This window comes from Paenibacillus alginolyticus DSM 5050 = NBRC 15375, assembly GCF_000422905.1.
GTDB lineage: Bacteria > Bacillota > Bacilli > Paenibacillales > NBRC-103111 > Paenibacillus_E > Paenibacillus_E alginolyticus.
Genome location: NZ_AUGY01000040.1, coordinates 41,289 through 62,184, shown reverse-complemented (window position 1 = coordinate 62,184; position 20,896 = coordinate 41,289). Strand labels below are relative to the sequence as shown.

Annotated in this window: 17 protein-coding genes; 16 read left to right on the top strand and 1 reads right to left on the bottom strand. The window is 42.5% G+C overall.

Translation table 11 applies throughout. The features are described from left to right. Positions 1-169 precede the first annotated feature (169 nt). The 14 genes from G519_RS0118490 to G519_RS0118425 all read left to right on the top strand — a co-directional run bounded on the left by G519_RS0118490 (position 170) and on the right by G519_RS0118425 (position 17,338). Complete coding sequence (locus G519_RS0118490) at positions 170-940, top strand: GNAT family N-acetyltransferase (RefSeq protein ID WP_036633361.1); 771 nt, start codon at positions 170-172, stop codon at positions 938-940. 20 nt (positions 941-960) lie between these two features. Beyond that, the gene (locus tag G519_RS43590; RefSeq protein WP_051253499.1) at positions 961-1,953 is read left to right on the top strand and encodes a lysophospholipid acyltransferase family protein; all 993 of its coding nucleotides are present in this window, start codon (positions 961-963) and stop codon (positions 1,951-1,953) included. 35 nt (positions 1,954-1,988) lie between these two features. Continuing rightward, a complete protein-coding gene (locus G519_RS0118480) occupies positions 1,989-2,984 on the top strand; it encodes a metal-dependent hydrolase (RefSeq protein WP_029195972.1) in 996 nt (331 codons plus the stop codon). A gap of 478 nt (positions 2,985-3,462) precedes the next feature. Beyond that, positions 3,463-5,214: a GT4 family glycosyltransferase PelF gene (pelF, locus tag G519_RS43585; protein ID WP_051253498.1), complete on the top strand. Its 1,752-nt coding sequence runs from the start codon at positions 3,463-3,465 to the stop codon at positions 5,212-5,214. Positions 5,215-5,225: 11 nt separating this feature from the next. After that, a complete protein-coding gene (locus G519_RS0118470) occupies positions 5,226-5,618 on the top strand; it encodes a hypothetical protein (RefSeq protein WP_029195971.1) in 393 nt (130 codons plus the stop codon). Between the two features lie 2 nt (positions 5,619-5,620). After that, positions 5,621-6,961: a hypothetical protein gene (locus G519_RS0118465; protein WP_029195970.1), complete on the top strand. Its 1,341-nt coding sequence runs from the start codon at positions 5,621-5,623 to the stop codon at positions 6,959-6,961. Continuing rightward, positions 6,961-8,595, top strand: a complete 1,635-nt coding sequence (locus tag G519_RS0118460; protein WP_029195969.1) for a hypothetical protein — start codon at positions 6,961-6,963, stop codon at positions 8,593-8,595. The genes G519_RS0118465 and G519_RS0118460 overlap by 1 nt, the downstream gene beginning before the upstream one ends. 32 nt (positions 8,596-8,627) lie before the next feature. Next, complete coding sequence (locus tag G519_RS0118455; RefSeq protein WP_029195968.1) at positions 8,628-10,718, top strand: hypothetical protein; 2,091 nt, start codon at positions 8,628-8,630, stop codon at positions 10,716-10,718. Between the two features lie 63 nt (positions 10,719-10,781). Then, positions 10,782-11,675 carry a DUF3473 domain-containing protein gene (locus G519_RS43580; RefSeq protein ID WP_051253497.1) on the top strand — a complete coding sequence of 298 codons (894 nt, stop codon included), beginning with the start codon at positions 10,782-10,784 and terminating at the stop codon, positions 11,673-11,675. After that, a complete protein-coding gene (gene murJ, locus G519_RS0118445) occupies positions 11,672-13,081 on the top strand; it encodes a murein biosynthesis integral membrane protein MurJ (protein WP_029195967.1) in 1,410 nt (469 codons plus the stop codon). The genes G519_RS43580 and murJ overlap by 4 nt, the downstream gene beginning before the upstream one ends. Further along, complete coding sequence (locus G519_RS0118440; protein ID WP_029195966.1) at positions 13,078-13,806, top strand: glycosyltransferase family 2 protein; 729 nt, start codon at positions 13,078-13,080, stop codon at positions 13,804-13,806. Before murJ ends, G519_RS0118440 begins: the two co-directional genes overlap by 4 nt. Then, positions 13,799-14,170, top strand: coding sequence for a DUF2304 domain-containing protein (locus G519_RS0118435; protein WP_029195965.1), 372 nt, complete (start codon positions 13,799-13,801; stop codon positions 14,168-14,170). The genes G519_RS0118440 and G519_RS0118435 overlap by 8 nt, the downstream gene beginning before the upstream one ends. A gap of 47 nt (positions 14,171-14,217) precedes the next feature. Beyond that, complete coding sequence (locus G519_RS47660; protein ID WP_051253496.1) at positions 14,218-16,122, top strand: HD domain-containing phosphohydrolase; 1,905 nt, start codon at positions 14,218-14,220, stop codon at positions 16,120-16,122. 46 nt (positions 16,123-16,168) lie between these two features. After that, entirely contained in the window at positions 16,169-17,338 is a 1,170-nt protein-coding gene (locus G519_RS0118425; protein WP_029195964.1) for a carboxylate--amine ligase, read from the top strand. A 127-nt stretch (positions 17,339-17,465) separates the two neighbouring features. Here G519_RS0118425 and G519_RS0118420 read toward each other — a convergent pair whose 3' ends face one another. Beyond that, entirely contained in the window at positions 17,466-18,068 is a 603-nt protein-coding gene (locus tag G519_RS0118420) for a nitroreductase family protein (protein ID WP_029195963.1), read from the bottom strand. A gap of 155 nt (positions 18,069-18,223) precedes the next feature. On the opposite strand from G519_RS0118420, the gene G519_RS0118415 reads away from it, so the two are divergent. Both G519_RS0118415 and G519_RS0118410 read left to right on the top strand, forming a co-directional pair. Next, a complete protein-coding gene (locus tag G519_RS0118415) occupies positions 18,224-18,439 on the top strand; it encodes a hypothetical protein (RefSeq protein WP_029195962.1) in 216 nt (71 codons plus the stop codon). 168 nt (positions 18,440-18,607) lie between these two features. Then, positions 18,608-20,854: a DEAD/DEAH box helicase gene (locus tag G519_RS0118410; protein WP_029195961.1), complete on the top strand. Its 2,247-nt coding sequence runs from the start codon at positions 18,608-18,610 to the stop codon at positions 20,852-20,854. The last annotated feature ends 42 nt before the right edge of the window (positions 20,855-20,896 follow it).

Sequence of the window (20,896 nt, the reverse complement as noted above, 5' to 3'; positions counted from 1 at the left end):
TAATAAGAGCTCTGTTTTTTTTCATTCTAAAATATATAGATAATGATGATGACATGTTTGGATGCGTCATTGACGAAATATTACAAATTCTTAATAACACGAAAACGAACACTTAATAATCCTCTGCTAACCTTGAGTTATAAGACTCCAGTTGAAAGGCGTGAGGAAGATGAGTGGACCACTTCTGAATACGGCGCCCCAGCATGCCAAGCTGTCTGTAAGGCTTGCAAGCAGCGCACAAGAGATTGAGCAGGCTATGCGACTACGATATCAAGTTTTCGTCGAGGAAGAGAAGAACATGAGGATGCTGAATGAGCAGGGGCTTGAGAAAGATGCCTACGACGATTATTGTGATCATCTCATTGTGAAAGATATCGAAACCGAGCAAGTGATCGGTACTTATCGGCTACTGCCTGGGGATCGAGCTTTGAACGGGATCGGATTTTACTCCCAAACAGAATTTGATCTAACCGCATATTCTGATTTGAAAAGCCAAACGCTGGAGCTTGGACGGAGCTGTATTGCTCCCGAATATCGAGGTGGAAAAGCGATTCAACTCCTTTGGGAAGGAATTGCTGGTTATATAAGCGAGCGAAACTATACGCATTTAATTGGTTGTGCGAGTGTGCATGTGGGCAATTTGGAGGAACTAAATTTGATTTACTCAATGCTGCGCCAAAAGCAGGTGATAACAGACAGATTCGGTATTGAACCGCTTGCGACGCATCGCATACCTGGCCTTGCTCGAATTGAAATTGCTTCCAATGAAAAAGAGCTGTTCCGTAAACTGCCGCCTCTTATGAAAGGCTATCAATGGCTCGGGGCAGAAATTGGCGGAGATCCGGCTTATGATGAGTTGTTTGAGACCGTTGATTTCTTTATTATTTTACAAAAAGATCGGGTAACACGTCGTTATAAACGCCATTTTCTGACTACTTAACCAGGTAAGGAGGACTTACCTTGTACGAATGGATTTCCAAGCTGACATTGAATGAACGAAGGTTAGATCGCATCGAGAGAGTTCTGCGCGTTTTTCCAATATGGATGATGTCGGCATTTTGTTCTATGTTAGCGTTTGCGCTTCATTGGGCATTCCGAAAAGGGTTTCAAAAACGAGTAGAACACAATTTAATAGATTTACTTGGTGATATGTCAAAGAGTTCATTAAGGGCTATCTCCAAGCAATATGTTCAAAATGTAGTCTATACCCTTTATGAAATTCTTTTCCTTTCTGCTCGATTGGAAAAGCTTCATGCTAGTCACCTTGACGTGCAAGGTGAGGAATATCTACAAGAAGCACAGCATCGAGCAAAGGGGAAGGGATTCATTGTCTATGCACCGCATGTTGGTAATTTTTTTAACTATTATTGGTATTTGACACAGAAATTTGATTGCTTAACAGTGGCTTCAGCGGGAAGTCCCGAACTTAAACCCCTGTATATGAAGTTTGCCGCTATGGGTTGTAATGGCTTAGATTACGATAGTGTCCCCCCGCTTGCGCTATATCGTACATTGAAAAAGCATGTGCAGAGCGGCGGTGTTATTTTCATCCTTGGTGACTTCTGGAGACCGACCTTTCCATTATCCAGGCTATTTGACCGACTAACTCGAACGCCTGAAGGTGCAGCCATGTTAGCGCTTGATCATCATGTGCCGGTTGTACCCTTCTACGGGTATCGTGTCAAAGGGTTTAAACATCGGCTAGTTTTTGGCACTCCCCTGCATTTATACGAACAATTTGAGCGTTCAGGACGTTCAGGACGTTCAGAACGTGAGGAAGCTAACTTGCTTTTGAATGCGTTCATGGAGCGGGTTATCCGTGAGAAGCCATCAGCTTGGTTTTATTGGTTTAATGTTCATGAACGATGGGAGAAGCTTCCATCAGCAGCTGCCAATAATACAAGTAACGATGTGAGCGGGAGTATAGATTTGACCACGGAAGCAGCAGGATGATTCACACAACGACCAAAAGGATTGGTGATCGACACATGGACACAGGAAGCCACTTATTGTTCGGCGTCACTTTAGCGGGATTAGCATGTTTGGAACCGGCCGTCGCACAGGAACCTGCACTGGCTCATGCCATACTTGCAGGAACACTCATAGGCTCGCATGCCCCTGATTTTGATACCTTGGCACGTCTGAGAGGATATGCAAACTATGTTCGCGTTCATCGAGGGATCACACATTCGTTGCCTGCTTTGTTCATTTGGCCCATCCTTCTAAGTCTGCCCCTTGCTGCCATGTTTGGTGTATGGGAGCATCTGATTAGCTTATATCTATGGACATTTGCAGCTGTTGTGTTACACGTATTTCTAGATTTGTTCAATGTGTATGGCGTCCAGTGCTTTCGTCCATTTTCACAGAAATGGTTCCATCTCGACACCCTCTGTCTTTATGAACCATTCTTATTTGGTCTTCATGGCTTCGGAGTCCTGCTATGGTTGTTCATCTGGCATGGAAATGGTGGCAGCCATATCGGAGAAATGTTCGCATTGATATATGCGGCAACCTTCCTCTATATAGCTATAAGAGCCTCGCAGCGCAATCGATTCGTTAAGCTCGTAAAAAGTGAATTGAACCTCGCAGATGGCATCTGTCATCTCATTCCGAGTTTAAGTTGGCTTCAATGGCAATTCGTTCTTGAGGGTGACACATGCTTCTATCTAGGAGAAATCCGGCATGGTCGCGTTTTAATTGAAGAGGAATACAGTAAAGCGGATTACAATCAGAACGATTCGCATCCTATTGTTCAGGCTACAATGGCAACAGATGGCGTTCGTGCCTTCTTGCACTTCGCGCAGCGGATTCACGTGTGTTGGAAAGAGAAGAACGACGGTTATGAAGTGCAGTGGCGCGATGTGCGCTTTTGGCACAAACGCAAGCTCCCTTTCGGTGTCAATGTGCTGCTAGACCGGGAGATGAATGTGGTAAGTGATACGCTTGGTTGGGATAAGAAGGCTTGGGATCCGCCTTATGTTTGATAGAATTGAAGCCTTGCTCCTTTAGGGAGTAAGGCTTCTTTTGGCGAATTGGTACATTTAATGTTAGGTAATGTTGTTTTTGTGGCCTAGAAAATTATAAGGGGCGTCTTGTAGGGGAACTGTTATTAATGATACTATGTAGGTAATAGGAACTAGTTCTTCGGGGCTAAATTAAAGAATTACTGTCGTGGATAAATTAAGATCAAAAAAAGAGGAAACCTCAATGAATACAACGAATTTTTGAATGTAGATAACACATATAGACAATTAGCGGATGTATTCATTGCAGTCATGGAACTCGAATTATGTCGAAATTTTATATGGAGTAGTTTCCATATTTATTGATAAGCTATTGGAGAAAGTGTCGCCTATAATAGATGGAGATGGGAAGCAGATTAGCGACTTTATTTTTGTAAAAGAAATATTGAAAATCAATATTTGTACGTAAGAGTATTAACTAAAAGTAGGTGTGTGCGAAATGGGCAGTAATATGAAAATTCTACTGACGACGGAAGGGACTTATCCCTATTATCAGGGAGGGGTCAGCACGTGGTGCGACTTATTAGTTCGCAGGCTACCTGATGTTGATTACATCATTTACAGCGTATTGGCCAATCCGTTTATTACTCAGAAATTCTCATTGCCTGATAACGCTTCTGTAGTGAAAATGCCTCTATGGGGAACAGAAGAACCTGCGGAGCATTTAAATATTCCTTTTTCACAAGTATTAAGAGCTAAGCTGCGAACAGATGAATCGGTGATTAAGATGCATTTTTTACCAATATTTCAGGATCTTGTGGAAGAGGTGGTTAAACCTCGTAAGGATGCCTTGCACTTTGGTCGCATTTTGATAGCGCTTAATGATTATTTACAAGTTTATGAATACAAGGCTACCTTTAAGTCCGAACTAGTATGGAAAACCTATAAATCTCTGATTTTGGGCTTCTGCAGTGATTCGAATAATCGAATAGCACAACCTGATGTATATGGAATGATTCAAAGTATTGGTTGGTTGTATCGATTCTTAAACATAGTCAATACACCGATCCCAAAGGTACATGTAACCCACTCCTCGGCTGCTGCTTTTTGTGGAATTCCTTGTGCGATAGCTAAGCTTAGATATGGAACGCCCTATTTGTTAACGGAGCATGGTGTTTATTTACGGGAACAATATCTGTCAGTATCCAAACAAGGGTATTCCTCTTTTCTAAGTACCTTTCTAATACGCTTCGTTCAATCGGTTGTAGGAATCAATTATGCAACGGCAGATCAAGTGTCACCCGTATGTAATTATAATACACGTTGGGAGAAGCGTTTCGGGGTATCGCCAAGAAACGTGAAGGTGATTTATAACGGTGTGGATGATCGTGTGTTTAGCGAAGTTCCATCCGCTCCTCAAGCCAATCCGACTATCGCGATGATAGCTCGAATTGATCCTTTAAAAGATATTTTGACATTCATTCGAGCCTTTTCAATTATTCGTAAGACTCTACCAGACGCGAAAGCTATCGTGTACGGATCGGTTTCCGTTCAAGCTTATTATGAGGAATGTTTAGCGCTTCGTGAGCAGTTGAATCTAAATGATTCATTCATTTTTGCAGGACATACCAGTAACATGTCGGCCGCTTATCAAAGCGGTGATGTAGTAGCATTATCTAGTATATCAGAAGCTTTTCCCTACTCAGTTGTAGAGGCCATGATGTCAAGCAAGGCCATTGTAGCAACGGATGTCGGTGGAGTAAGTGAGGCCATCGGTGAGACGGGGATTATCGTACCGCCAAGAGATCCTCAAGCACTTGCTGATGGGTTGATTAAACTGTTGAAAAATCCGGAGCTGAGGCACTCGTTAGGGCGTGAAGGACGCGAACGAGCCATGAACTTCTTTACGCTGGGAAAAGTTTTGGATCTGCATCTAAAAAGCTATATACAATTAGCTGCTCGTGCCGAAGAACGAGTCGTAGAACGTATAAAGCCAGTTGCAGCCGACTTGCAGAAGCTGCACATGGATCGGGGGTACGCTTTATTGGCTATCGGTCAGGATCGGGATGCAATTTTGCAATTCCGTATTGCTGTGAAAGAGAAGCCTATTTCTAGTTATGTGCCCGTACTTTTAACGGAGATTGCGAGGGCTTTCAATAGGCTAGGTGAGTATGATCAATCCTTCCAGGAGCTTGATAAATGTAAAGCCTATATAGACTGGCTTCAAAGTAGTGGTCAGGAAATCGCGTAAGGGGGATCAAAATGGTGAAACGTTCAATCCGTGGCTATGACCCGCTGCAGGTACGAGAACGAATGGATCACATGCGTAGTGAGCACGAATTAGCAAGTTCAGTGTTACAGCAAGAAATTGCTCAGTTATCAGAAGATAATAGAAATTTGCATGAGGAAATCACTAGTTTTCAGTACCAGCTTCAAGTGCCATGGGAAGAAAGCTTAGGTCATACTTTGGCTGAAGCCCATTTAAGTCAAACAATGCTTGTGATGATGGCAATGGAAGAACTTCAGCAATCCGAAGCGAAGCATGAGGATCTGGCAGATGATGAGAAGGAAAGCAAGGAATCTGTTCGTGTCGAATTGCTAAGAAAACTTCAAAAGTTGCAAATAAAGCTAGAAAATGAGCAGGAAGGAGGTTAAGAATGGATAATCAAGTTGGAAAACTTAAAAATAAGTGGTTTGGGCTGAAAAAAAGTGACGTACGGCAAGAAATTCGAAGACTGGGAAGATTGCAGAATGCAGAACTGGAGTCGTTGATGGTCAAAAAGAATGAACTCCAGAAGGAGAGGGCTCGTTTGCTGGAACAGCGAAATGAGTTGCTTCAAAAGAACGAAGGAGGACTCCCCGCGGAAGACAAATTAAGGCAGCTGGCTATTGAGCGATTACCTGATGCCATCCATATTTTGCAGCAATTTGCCGAAGAAGAGAATAATGCGATTCAGAATTTTCGTGCGAAGGTGGATCAGGATTACGAGAATAAAACCATTCAGCTGAAGCATAAAGCGCAGCGATACAGTGAGTTAACGCAAGATTTGTTGCGGGAGTTGGCATCGTTAATTGAACGATTACGTGACGAAGGTTGGCAGGAACTTGAGGAATCGATTGTATATACAATCGCGGCAAAAAGTCTTGAGGCGAAGCGTTTAATTGATGACATTGGCTTAACGAAGCCAAATGAAAACTTACCGAAAACCGATGTTGATGATCAAGATAGGGCTGTATTGCCACAAAGAGCCGAATCCAGAGTGAAGTTGGCTCAAGTTATTCAATTTCGCGCCAGATCCATCGTAGATAAATATGCGAAGCAACTTGTAACCGCTGACGGGCTGACATTGCTCCATGAACAGAGTCTTGATCAGATTGAGGCAAGTTCGCAACCTAATACGACGGATCAACCTATGGAATTGACGATTATTCCGACTGATTTGGAGTTAAAAGAAATTTCAATGAGTTCTATGGAGCAAGCGACAGCCAATGAATTGTCTTCCGTACTAGTTGAGCCAAGCAGTCAGCCAGAGATAACTGCCCCATTATGCGTCGCAAATGAAACTCGGAAACGTTCCAAGTTTTGGAGTGAGGTTGAAGAGTTTGTTCACCCAGTTGGGATACAAATGTCAACGTCTTCCATTCATAATACAGATAGTTTAACATACTCCGCTACTGTACCCGAAGAGAAGAAACCTTCTATTACTTTAGAAAATTTAAAAGTCTCAAAGATGGATAAAGTTCAATCTGCTGAACAATTGTCACCTTCAACTTCTGAAGGATCGGGCAGTCCAGTACTCGATGAAGAGATTATGGCAATCCGTTCCCGATATATTGTAGGCAAAACGGCAGGTGAAGACCTGATCGCTCCCAACGGTCAACGACTTATTAGTCGAGGCGAGATGATTACATCCGAAGTGGTTGCTCTAGCAGATCGTCATGGTAAATTACCGGAGCTAATCGTTAATATGACCATTACTGGAGTAGGCGATGCCTAATGGATAATGTGGTTAGCTATCCTGTGAATAGGGCTCGTTCCAACGGCTCAGTAGAATTTCAAGAATTAATTGAATTGATAATTGAACGAAGACATCAACCAGAAGATCGTTATGAGATTGCCGCTATATTGGAATCTATGGGTTGGAATGATACTAGGGCCAATCTCGCGTTTGGAGTGGAGGATGTATTCGAACTTGCGGAAGAACTCTGGGAAGCTATCCGACAACGAGTGGTTTATACACCGTTTACACTTCCAGATCGATTAGTAGGTTTGAAGCTTGCTCTTGATATTTTCAAAAGCTTTTTGAGAGGACTTATTTTTGCTTTACCGATGGCTATTTCGGTTTTTGCGATGCTTACGCTGCGATTTTCACTGTGGTCCTACGAAAAATTGTCCATTGAATTTGCAACCTGCATCGCAGTAGGCACGATCTTAAGCTTTCTTACCGTAGGCGGGTTCACACAAGCCATTGCTCGACGCGGTTTTTTTTACTTGTTTCAGAATTATTATAATATGGCACGGCGCATTACTTTTTTCTTTATTCGCTATGGGATTGTGGCATGCGTTATCATTTCTGTATTACTTTATTTTGTTAATTTAGTTTTTAACATATATCCGCAGAAGATGTTTATGATTATTGTGCTGTATTACTTTTTCCTAAGCTGTATATGGCTTTCAGTGACGGTTATGTATATGCTCCGAAAGGAACTTGTTTTTACAGCTTTGATTGTGGCTGGTATCGGTCTGGTTTATCTCATGTTTGTAATTCTAAATATTCCGATTGTATTGTCGCAATTGATCGCTGTAACCCTTGTATCCATTACGGGTATGGGTTTAGCTCTGTACTATTTCAGAAAAGCAGAGCAGAGGGAGGAGCGGGGGATCGCCCCCCAAATGACGAGATTGTCGATTATGATCTACGCGATAATGCCCTATTTTATTTATGGCTTGTTATACTTTGCTTTTTTGTATACAGATCGAGTAATTTCTTGGTCAACGGATCATCCTTGGGATTTTGATCAGCAATATATGCCTTATTTTATTTGGTTCCGTGGTCCTTATGAACTTGGACTAGACTTCGCTTTATTAGTACTGATGATTCCACTTGGAATCAGTGAGGTCATTGTTAATAATTTGATGCGTGATTTGGAGATCAGCCAGAAAAGTTTTCTTGGATTTGATTACGCTAAAATGAATCGATTGTATCGAGCAGCATACGTTAAAATGCTAGCAGTTAGTACAGCGACAGCGATTATTAGTGCTATCATTGTTTACAACGCGGTACTTTATTTTAATGTAAAATATTTGGTCTATGCGGGTAAACCTTTGCTACCAAATGATACGGCGTGGTTTGTATTTGTGATCTCCCTCATTGCATATGCGATACTATCAATTGGTTTAATGAACGCTGTTATTATGTTCTCGTTTTCGCAGCCTGGATTTGTGAATCGAGCTTTGGCGCCAGCTTTCGCGGCAAATGTGTTAATTGGTTTTTTGCTAACGCGTTGGGTGGATTACAGTTGGGGGGTATACGGACTTCTTATCGGTTCCGTACTCTTTACGGTTCTTACAACACTTAGCATGATTAAGATGCTGGGACGACTCGATTACTATCTGTACTCCGCTTCGTAATACGTTTGCAGTAGCAAGGAGAGGAGGTCGCTATGCGTTACGACTCGCTTGTCAACCAGTCGTATCATTTGGCTCACTTTGCAATAGCATTTTTGATACTGTATTGGCTCTTGCCACGCTTCATTTTTCAAGATTCAAGCGTGGATCGGTTAGAGCGGTTAACCAATTTATTCGTGAAGGCCTGCTATTTCTACATTGGTATTGGGTATTTATTGGTGCTCACCCATCTTTACGAAGTACTAGCGGTGGCTTTTGTCATAGCTTGTGTCCTTATCTTTCCCTACTTGCGCAAAGGCAAAATAGAGGAACGAGAGAATGCGATCAATAACTTTAGATATCGTTTTTACGATGCATTAGAATCAGGATTTATGCTCCGCCAGACTGTAGCGAATTGGCGAGGGAGAAATGTACTTCCCTTCAAGCGATTCCGACCTATGCGGAATTCCCCGGAAGTGCCGATTGATGTAAGTGTTTTGGGTAAAGGAAAGAGAGATCTAAGATGGATGGTAAGCCAGTTAACGAATCTAGCACCATTTTGGTTGCTTGTACTAGTAATTGGTGGATCGGCCTATATTCGATATTTCGATGCGCTCACGCAAGCCTCACCTCCGTTATCAGATTCTTATGTTGCATTAGCATGGATGAAATATATCGAAAGACGTGTATTGTTTCACGACGGTTTTTACCCAGCAGGCTTTCACATTACATTAGCCTACTTGCATAAATTTGCTGCGATTGATCAGCTATATGTATTGAAGTATACGGGGCCTTTGATGTCTCTGTTTATCGCACTGGGGCAATATCTCGTAGTTTCTCGGCTAAGTGGAAATCGGTATGCTGGCATTATCGCGGCTGCTTTCTACGGTTGGGCTGGAAACATCTTTCTAGGAGGCGTGTGGGAGCGGCAAATTGGCACGAACTCGCAGGAATTCGCGTTTGTATTCATCATGCCCGCCATTTATTTTGCGATTCGTTACCTGCAAACGGGTAAACGAGATGTACTTACAGCGCTGTTAGCCGCTTGCTCTGTTGCTGGTTTTGTCCATACTCTTGCTTATGGTTATTTGGCCATAGGTGTCGCATGCGCGGTAGGAACTGCCTTGCTGCTTTCTTTACGGCAATTCGGTATGCGAGCGGTATGGGTGTCTTTAATCGGCTGTATTTCTGCTGTTGAGTCGGTGTCCCAGCTACTTCTAGCGAAGTTGATTCACGCATCGGAAAATGACTCTGTTAAAGATTTTATTAATTCCAAGGTAAGTGTGCCGCCAACTGAATTAAAGCCTTGGGATTATGTAGCTGCGGCCGGCATATTACTAACACTTATAGCAGCTTTGCTGCCAAAGAAAACAAAAGTGGAACGATTACCTGAGCTAGCTTCAGCAGTTTTTGGGATCACTGCGCTTTTGTTCTATCGTTATGGGGGGCATTTGTCGCATAGTGTCGTAATTGTGTCGAGAGCGGATGATGAATGGGCCATTGGTTCTATTTTTAGTATTGGAATGGGGTTAGCTTCTGTATGGAAGTTGATTGCGTTTATGCCAAAGTATCGAATCCTAGAGCCCATAGTCTGTGCTAGTCTTCTTGCAGGGCTATATCAAGTGAATCCTTTACAACCCATTAAGGCCATCAAGATGGAGTGGGAAAGCGGCGTCAGACAATATCTGCGGATTGCTTCTGAATACAGACCGAAGACTTGGACGATCTTTTCACAAGAAGAAGGCTACGATTTGGCGCTTGGGAATGGCTTTCATACCTATTTAAGGGACTTTTACGCTATGTATGACCCTACAGGAGAGTCAAATTTTCCAACACGGAAAGGTCAAACTAAGCCGGACAAATATATCGCGCCTGATGCATTCGTTTTTCATGAAAAGCAGGTTTATCGCTTACCCAAAACCGTTGGTATTTCTACTGTTTTAGAGCCTACTTACCAAAGAAGAGAACAAGAGAATGCCTTATTTGCAAAATGGTTAGAAGAGTTCGAGAAGACGCATGCGAAGCCAGACGTATATTACGAGGATGACAATTTGGTGATCTATCATTTTAAATATCCTGTAGATCCTCTCAATAATCCGGAATCCGTCGTTAATGGACCGGAACCGTTGCATCGGAAAGAACATTAATCATTTGACAAGCATGAATCTGCCGAATTGATTTTGGAAGTTCATAGAGAGGAGGACCTTTCATTGCTTAATGCACTCACGGTTGATGTAGAGGATTGGTATATGACTAGTGACTTCAATTTTCCGCAGGAAAAATGGGGAGGGTTTGAAGATCGTGTGGTCACAAGCACGATGAATTTATTAGAATTGTTCGATAGATATGAGGTCAAAGGGACTTTCTTTGTTCTCGGTTGTGTAGCCAAACGACATCCTTATCTAGTAGAGGAAATTGATAGAAGAGGGCATGAGGTTGCTTCTCATGGATACTGGCATCGGATGCTTACAACCTTGTCGGCTAACGAGTTTCGTGAGGATCTACGCGCATCTAAAGAAATTCTGGAGCGAATTGTGAAAAAGCCAGTGACGTTATTCCGAGCGCCTTCTTGGTCCGTTGCGGCAGATCGTTATGATTATTTGCGAATCATGCAAGAGGAAGGATTTACATGTGATTCGAGCTTGCAACCCTTTCATACACCTTTATCGGGTGTAGCCGGTGCACCGGTTGAACCCTTTGTGCCGATTGTGGGAGGCGAAGCATTAGAACTGATTGAGTTTCCTCCTACGGTTTTGAAGCTAAAGGCTCTAACATTACCATTTTCAGGCGGATTTTACCTAAGAGCTATGCCGTATCAGGTCGTACGAAAAGCACTGAAACAAGTTAACAACTCCCGTCACGGTATGATTTATATCCATCCATGGGAAATCGATCTTGAGCAGCCTCGAATGAAGGCTTCAGCCTTTACTCGGTTGTCACATTATTACGGAATGCGCACTACCTATCGTAAGCTGGAGCGATTGTTGAGCGAATTCTCCTTTACAACACTTGGGGAAATCCTTCAGAAAAATGAGAGCTACCCGATGAAAACATTGACCTCACCAACCAAAACCGTACTTTCGAAGGGAAGTACCCATTCATGATGAGTGCACTGATCAAATACATGCGGGGGCTCGATCGATTTGGACAACTTCTGCGTGCGATCAATGTAGTTGCCTTAATCAATTTATTACTGGCTTTGGTCGCTTTTGTCAAAGATGTGGTGTCTGCGGCTTACCTTGGCACTTCTGCAGCCGCTGATGCTTTCTCACTTGCTTTTTTTATACCGGATATGGTGGGAAATAATCTAAGTTCAGCAGCACTTGGGGTGGCTTGTGTACCTTTTTTCGCATCATGGCTTGATTCGGAAAATGGACAATCCATTCGAACGAGTATTATGGCGATTACTTGGCGAGTAGTTGTTGCTTCGGTGATCATCTGCAGCCTTCTTTATTTGTTGGAAAATTCATTACTTGGAACACTTGGCGCTGGTTTGCCTGATTCAAGTTTGACGTTGAGCTATAAGCTATATGCGATCATAACGCCAATCGTACTATTATTGCCTATAGCTATGGTCGTTTCCGCCTACCTTCAGGTCAAACAGATATTTGTGCCAATAGCTATTGCTCCAGTGCTGTACCATATCATTGGATTGTTAGTCATTAGTTCTCTTATGTTTTTAAGGCCCCCTATTGTTGAAGGAACAAAATGGATGTCAATTGCTGTTCTCCTTGGCGTCGTGATTCAGACTTTGTTTTTAGGCATCGTTGTGATTAGACGGGTACAACGTAATCGGAGTTCTATTCCTTCTGTGACTAGTGGCTATACAATTAACGTAAAAAAAACCAATTTGAAAGCCTTCTATCGGATTTTTTGGCCTTATTTAGCGATTTTGATAAGTACACAGTTCGTGTTATCAGCGGAGCGCTGGTTTGCTTCTCGCATGGAAATAGGAACTGTGGCCGGATTAAATTACGCTTATCGGTTGGCGCAATTTCCAAACTGGGTATTTGTGGCTGCGGTAACCATGGTGGTATTACCTGCTTTAGCTAGATCCTGGAATGAAAATAATTTACTGGAAATGAAAGCAATGCTCCATCGCGGATTGCAGGTTACTTTATGGATTTCCGTCCCAGCTTCGATCATTCTATGTTTCGCTCGTGATCCGATCATACATGTTCTATTTGGTCATGGTTCCTTTGACAAGCACTCGGAGTCGATTACATCAGCTATACTTGCTGGATATTCGTTGGCGATTGTGGGACAAGCCGTATCAGCTGTTTATCTTCGTTTATATTTGACAATCGGGAGGATGCATATACCGGTTATCAGTTACGGTGCTACTGCCATTTTGAATGTATCGCTCGATGCCTGGATGACTTCCTTATGGGGAGCAGCAGGTATCGGCATAGGGGCAGCGATTAGTGCGGCAGTCAACGCGATCGTTCTGAATATGTGGGCTTATTACTATATGAGGTTACCTAGAGCTTTACGGGAGGAATGCAGATGAATGAATATTTGATTATTATTCCAGCTTTTAATGAAGAAGCTAATATCGGTAAAGTGCTTCAAGGTATTTATGCAAGGAAGCTTCCTGTTGATGTGCTTATTATTGATGATGGATCTCTTGACAAAACAGCAGCTATTGCAAGATCTCAATCTGCAATCGTCGTTTCGCATCCATGTAATCTCGGTTATGGTGCTGCGCTGCAAACTGGTTATCAGTATGCATTTGCAAAGGGATACCGCTACTTAATTCAATTTGATGCGGATGATCAACATGACCCTGCTTCGCTTCCATCGATGATTGATGAACTGAAGAAGGGTGAATCAGACATTTTGATAGGATCCCGTTATTTAGTTGATTCTGGATTTGCCGCTGGCTTTATGAAGAAATTAGCTACTGTTTTTTTTCGTTGGTTGATTGCTCGATTAACCGGGGTAAAAGTTTCTGATCCGACCTCTGGCTTGCGTGGGATAGCAAGTAAAGTATTTGGTTATTATTCTGTACGAGATAGGTTTCCAGCTGATTTTCCAGATGCGGATATTTTGATTCAAATGATATTACAAGGGTATCGAGTTAAAGAAATACCGGTGCAAATGCGCCAACGCCTTGCAGGAGTCAGCATGCATGCAGGTCTAAAGCCATTCTTTTATATGTTAAAAATTATGCTAAGTATCGGAATTGTAATTTTACGCCATCAACTAACAAAGAAGGTACCCGACCATGAGTGAGCTATTAAAGTTGATCCTGCTTGCATGCGGTCTAGGATTTGGTACGGTAGTTGTTCGTTTGCTGCTTAAGAAAAAAATAAGTGAACGCAACTCCATTGCGTGGATGAGCGCAGCTATTTTGATATTGATTCTTTCTGCATTTCCTGAAATGGTAGACAAGCTTGCCCAAATGGTGCATGTTAGCTATCCGCCATCTCTTATCTTTTTGTTTTCGACGCTCGTTTTGCTGCTGCTTGTGCTTTTTCAATCTATACAAATTTCTATACTAAATGAAAAAATCAAAGAATTAGCGCAGCGCATTGCATTGTCTCAGCATCTTGAACAAAAGCCGCAGGAGCAAAGCGAACATCAAAAAGTTGAATAAAACGATAGTATCATTTTGCAGCAGTATATGGAAAGGAGACGGACAACATGGGCATAACGATCAATTCGATATGGCAAATGTCTATGCAACGAATAGCACCCTACGAAACGGAAATGTTCATTGTTCTGGTCGGCTTATTTCTCTTGGCTGCTCTTTGCTTCCGCATTGCCAATCAATTCAGAAAGCAAGAAAAAAGTCGATTAGAGCACGCTTTACTATTGTTGGAACGCTTACAGCCCTCTGCTGGTTTAGAAAATAACCTTTCAGCTGTGTTAGAGCTCATAGGCACAATTGTAATTGCACCTGGTTATGCCTTCTATATTCTCGATACAAAAAACCATCAATTTAGCTTGAAAGCAGTACGCAATTCCAACAAGTATCCCGGAACAATGGCCCCTTCCTATAGTGGGCTGCTTCCGCACAATAAAGAAATTTATTTGCCTGTGCTTTCACTGCCTGCACAAGCAGCTCCTACACAGCTTACCTTGGGTAAGGAGGGGGAACTTCCTCTGTTTAGCATGCCAGTCGGTCAATACGGACTCATTCGTATTGGACCTCTGTCGCGGATATCAAAAAAAGCCATAGGTCAATTGAAATTCGTAGCAAGTATATTGCCCAAACTACTGGATCTGCTAATTGAAGCTGAGCAAATGAAGATGAAAACAGAGGTTATTGTCACTTCGGGTGATGCTCTTCACGCTGTCGGAGCCATGGCTCTGGATTCGGAAGCTGCAATTAGTAAAATGGTCAGCATGTTTTCAGTTGCGCTTGGCGTAAATGCTGCTTTTGTTTTAACTAATGAAAATGATGGAACATCTCCTGTGATTGCACAGGGTTGGGCAGAGGAAGCTGAAATTCAACTGGCTGATGCTGCAGTATGGGTTCGCCCGCTTTTTAACCGAGAAGAACTTAAAGAAGATACCATAGTTGTAAGTCCGCGAGACTTGCTTTATGAACGTATTCCACAAATATTTAAAAGCCAGCAAGGAGACACATTTGTTTTCTGCAGATTCCGAATGGGAATAAATCATGGAGTGCTAGTATGCAGAATGGAACGGAATACATCGGGGGACTGGAACGAAAGCGAGAAGATATCTGCACTCTCAGCCGCTGCTCAAAGCATGTCGAAATTAGTAGGGGCTCAGGGCCAAATGAAGCTCTTAGCAGCAGCATATTCCGAGCTATTGAAATTACTTTCACGAACGATTGATAACTTAAATCCCTACACGGTGGGTTATTCTGAGCAGATGGCTTTGTATTCAGCGGCAATCGCTCAAGAGTTGAAACTACCACGAAAGGAAATCGCTGCTATATCTTTGGCTGCATATTTAAGCAATATTGGCGTACTGGGGTTACCTGAGGATCTATACCTGAAAGAAGGGAAGTTCTCGGAAACGGAGTTTGAAAAAATGAAGCTGCATGCTCAGGTCGGGGCAACAATCGTAGAAATGACAATTGGAGACAAGGTAGTAGCTGATAGCATTCGTTATCACCATGAACGGATGGATGGTAATGGTTACCCTTCAGGCTTAAAAGGATGTGATATTCCTGTAGGAGCAAGAATTATTGCCGTTGTACAAACGTTTCTTGCTAAAATCGGAGGACGTAAATATCGTGAGCCGCTACCGTTTGACAAAGCTCTCAATATGCTAAGATCTTCAGAGGGGTCACAGCTTGATGCAATGGTTGTTCAAGCGTTTATACAATGGTTCGAACGCAAGCGAACGAGTCCTGAAATTGCTTCGAATAAGCCATTAGGACCTTGTTGGGAGATGTGCAGCGCTCCGTCTTATATGTGTCAATCTTGTCCAGCTTATGAACAAGAAAGCAAGCCATGCTGGGAGTTTGAAAGCAATAATTGTCAATCCCATGGGAAGTCATGTCAAAGTTGTTTTGTATATACCGAGACTCAGGGACGTTCCTCCAGAATTACTGTGGCTGGCAAGTTATAAGTTATTCGCTAACTAGGAGTGAAAGATCAGGGAAGATGGGGATTGAATGAGTATTGTATTGTGCACCAATGGCTTGTTAAGCAAAACTCTCTGTGTTGTTCGTTCACTCGGCTCTCGTGGGATTCGGACAATTACTGCAGAAAAAACAAGGTTGCATGCAAGTGGTTTTTCTAAATATTGCTCAAGTTCTGTCCTATCACCTGATCCGGGGAAGGTGCCTGAACAGTATCTAGAGTGGTTAGTCGATACCATCCGTAAAGAACATTGTGATGTGTTATTTCCAATGGATGATGACACATTAGAAATTGTAATGGATAATCGAGACTTGCTAGAATCTCTCTGCAGGGTCGTAATACCACCGACAGAGAGTTATCGTATAGCTGCTGATAAAGGAAAAACGATACAAGTTGCATCAAAGCTCGGGATACCTTGTCCACAAACGGTAGAGTGGGATGATGATGAAATAGATGCCGACATACTCAGGAAACGAACCGAACATATGAGATATCCCTTATTGCTTAAACCAAGGAAAAGTTCGGGCTCACGAGGTATCCGTTGTGTGGAGCACCCTGATGAATTGCTTGTTACATTTTTGGAAGTGCATAAATATTATCCGAAGCTGCTTATTCAAGAAATGATTCCTCAAGGCCCTAAATATGATGTCTGTGTATGCTATGATGCCGAACATAGGCTTCAAGCATCATTTGTCCAAAAAGAAGTTCGCAATTATCCTCTTGATCGAGGTCCTAGTACAGTATGCAAAAGTGTTGAGTATCCTGAACTCCTTGAGATATCAAAAAAACTGATGGATCACCTGAATTGGTATGGTGTTGCTGATATTGAATTTATGATCGATCCGAGAAGTGGTGAGCCGAAACTCATGGAGATTAATCCAAGATTCTGGGCATCAGTTCCTCTTGCTGTTCGTGCAGGTATCGATTTCCCGTGGTTGCAATATCAATTGGCTATAGGGAAAAGTATTGAGCCAGTTCATACGTATCAAGTTGGTGTATACAGCCGCTCAATTATCCCAGGTGAAATACTTCATTTTATTAGCAATCCTAAGCGATTTCAAATGGATCCACCGATGTGGACGACGAAAATTGCAGATGATACTCTGTCGATTCATGATCCAATGCCTACAATTGGGCTGTTGCTCTCTGCTGCTCGCTATGGCTGGAAACCTGAAACTTGGCGTTTTTTAATCAGAAGGTAAGTATCTAAACCAATTTTGGCCGGCGTGATCAACCAAGGCGAAAGTTGATAAAGTCGAGTCCATATACATTGAAAAAGAACACCTCATTACACGATTCAATCGTGATGAAGTGTTCTTTTTTTAAAATTTAAAGCGTCTGACCAAATTCTCCGCCATATAATAGCTCGCTTAACTCTCGTCTGCCTGATGGGATTTCGCGTTCTTGGAACTTCTCATCGAGAGCGTTGACAGGACCACGATAACCAATGGCGATTACCGCATGAATATCGTAATCCTCAGGGATTTGAAGGGCTTCACGTGCTTGATTCCGATCAAATCCGCCCATAGCGTGAGTGATTAGACCTTGATTGTTTGCTTCTAAAGCCAAGTAGCCCCAAGCAGTACCAGCATCGAAGGCGTGACTTGGGTTATCGCCGCCTCTTGCCGTTTTGGTATGTGAAATGACAAGGGTGAGGACGGGGGCTTTTTCGCACCATTCTCGGTTGCCTGCCATAATGAAGTTGTGAAATTTGCCTCTTTGCTCGGGTGTACGCGCAATTATGAAGCGCCAAGGCTGCAAGTTGCTTCCGGAAGGTGCCCACCTAGCAGCTTCAAAAAGACTAAGGAGAACATCTTCTGTCACTTCTTGTTCGGTAAAGGAGCGTGGTGACCAACGTGTTAGGAATTGAGGGTTGATTTCGTGATCAGGTTGGCGATTGGTTTCGACTTCAGCAGGTAAAGAAGTTGTCATTATGAATTCCTCCTTATTTTGTAATCTTCCTAATATTACCTGATTTCAAATTGAATTACGAGTTTCTGAAAATCCCCTTGAATTGTATGGTTATTCATGATTATGGCAAAACTAGTTGTTATGAAATGAAGGACCAAGAAGAGGTGCGATAAACCGTGAATTTTACTAGTCATGATGTAATAATTATTGAAAGAGCGCTAAGAACTGCGATGAAATATGATAGGGATGAGCATCGATCAAGAGATTATCGTGAAGTTTTGCTCAAAATGCAAGAAAGTGCGGAACAAGCCCTTCATGTGAATGCTCAGCTTGCTAGCGCCGATCATGACGGAATACGTTACGATTATGATGATTCATCCGATCTTATGTAGACATACGAAGGTATATTACCAGGCAACCGCTTCCGGGGACTACCGCAGCTAAAAAAATGAATAGTAGGTTACATAAAGAGGCCCTAGTAAATAAATGGGGCTTTTTTATTTTGTGTGAGACGTTTATAATAGGGGAACAATCGTTCTATGCGGAGTGGTGAAAATATGATAAGAAAAAAATCCCTATCGGATTTAATACAAGGATTAAAAAGTAATGAAAATATTGTTAACTGGCACGAAGTTGAACCGCAAGAAGCAAAGACCCATTCAATGCCTGAAAGCGTAGACCTTAGAATAAAGGCCGCATTAGCTCAAAGAGGAATAGAGCAGTTATATACTCACCAGCACACAGCTTATGAAACTGTACGTAAAGGTGAAAATATTGTTGCTGTTACACCAACTGCTTCGGGTAAAACACTTTGCTATAACCTTCCTGTATTACAGGCAGTAGCCGAAGATGACGGAAGCCGCGCGCTATACTTATTCCCAACGAAAGCTCTGGCGCAAGACCAAAAAAGCGAATTAAACGAAATCATTGCTGAAATGGGCATTGATATCAAAAGCTTCACATATGACGGTGATACTTCCCCGGCAATTAGGCAGCTTGTAAGAACTGTAGGGCATATTGTAATTACTAACCCAGATATGTTACATGCAGCAATCCTTCCCCATCATACGAAATGGGTAAGTTTATTTAGTAATCTTAAATACATTGTCATTGACGAATTACATACGTACAGGGGTGTTTTCGGCAGTCATGTAGCGAATGTTATACGTAGATTACAACGAATCTGCAAATTTTATGGCAGCAATCCCCTTTTCATTTGCACTTCTGCGACAATAGCAAATCCGAAGGAGCTAGCAGAACAGCTTACAGGAAAGCCTATGCGGCTAATTGACGATAACGGCGCCCCCAGGGGAAGGAAGCATTTTGTTTTTTATAACCCGCCAATTGTTAATAAGGCGTTAAACATTCGGAAAAGTGCAACAGTAGAAGTAAACCATTTAGCCAGGGAATTCTTAGCAAATAAAGTACAGACTATTGTTTTTGCTCGAAGCCGGGTACGAGTAGAGATAATTTTAAGCCACATACAAGAACTGGTTAAGAATGAATTAGGGGCAAAATCTATAAGGGGTTACAGGGGAGGCTACTTACCAAGTCAGCGTAGGGAAATTGAAAGAGGGTTAAGGAACGGGGAAATTTTAGGAGTAGTAAGCACGAACGCTTTAGAATTGGGAGTTGACATAGGTCAGCTGCAAGTCTGCATTATGAGTGGCTACCCTGGAAGTGTAGCAAGTACATGGCAGCAAGCAGGCCGGGCTGGTAGACGGCATGGGGAAGCCCTGGTCCTTATGGTAGCCAGCAATACACCCATAGATCAATACATTGTCCAAAATCCTGAATATTTTTTCGACCGTTCCCCGGAATCAGCAAGAATTAACCCTGAAAATTTAATTATTCTTGTCGATCATTTACGCTGCGCTGCTTATGAACTTCCTATGAAGAAGGGGGAAGAGTTTGGGCCTTTAGAGATAGCCGACATTCTGGAATATCTGGTAGAAGAAAGGGTGCTGCACCAAGCGGGGGATTCTTTTTTTTGGGCGAATCAGTCTTTCCCAGCAAGCGAAGTAAGTCTGCGTTCGGCAGCGCAAGAAAATGTAGTAATAATCGACCAGTCGGACGTAGCGAATGTAAAAATTATTGGGGAAATGGACAGATTTAGCGCTATGACCCTGTTACATGACGAAGCTATTTATCTTCATGAAGGGGTACAGTTTCAAGTAGAGAAGCTGGACTGGGAACATAAAAAGGCATACGTACGGGAAGTGGATGTAGAATATTATACGGACGCAAACCTAGCAATAAAGCTTATCGTATTAGAAGTTGACCGGACGGAAAACAGGCGAACTACGTCACTAAATTATGGAGATGTTCGAGTAAATGCGATGCCAACGCTTTTTAAAAAAATCCGCTTAAGCAGTTTTGAAAATATCGGATACGGCCAAATCAACCTACCCGAAGAAGAACTGCATACCAGCGCGACCTGGATAGAGTTAAAAGAGGTTGACCCGACATTAGGGGTGAAAACACTGGAACAGCTGCTTTTAGGAATTTCCAATGTCCTAAGGCATATAGTACCAATTCATGTAATGTGCGACCGAAGCGATATACACGTAGTTTCACAAATTAGGGCCGAACATACGCAGCTGCCTACGATTTTCATATATGACCATTACCCTGGCGGTATTGGACTTGCCGAAGACGTTTATAGGCGTTTTGACGATATAAAAGCTGCCGCAAGACATTTAATTCGAAAATGTCCCTGTGAAGACGGCTGCCCTTCATGTATTGGTACGGAAATTGAGGGACTTCACGCAAAACAAAAAAGCATAGAATTGTTGGGGGTAATATGAAAATACGTGGCTCTGTACCCTGCTACATTAAAATACGCTTGA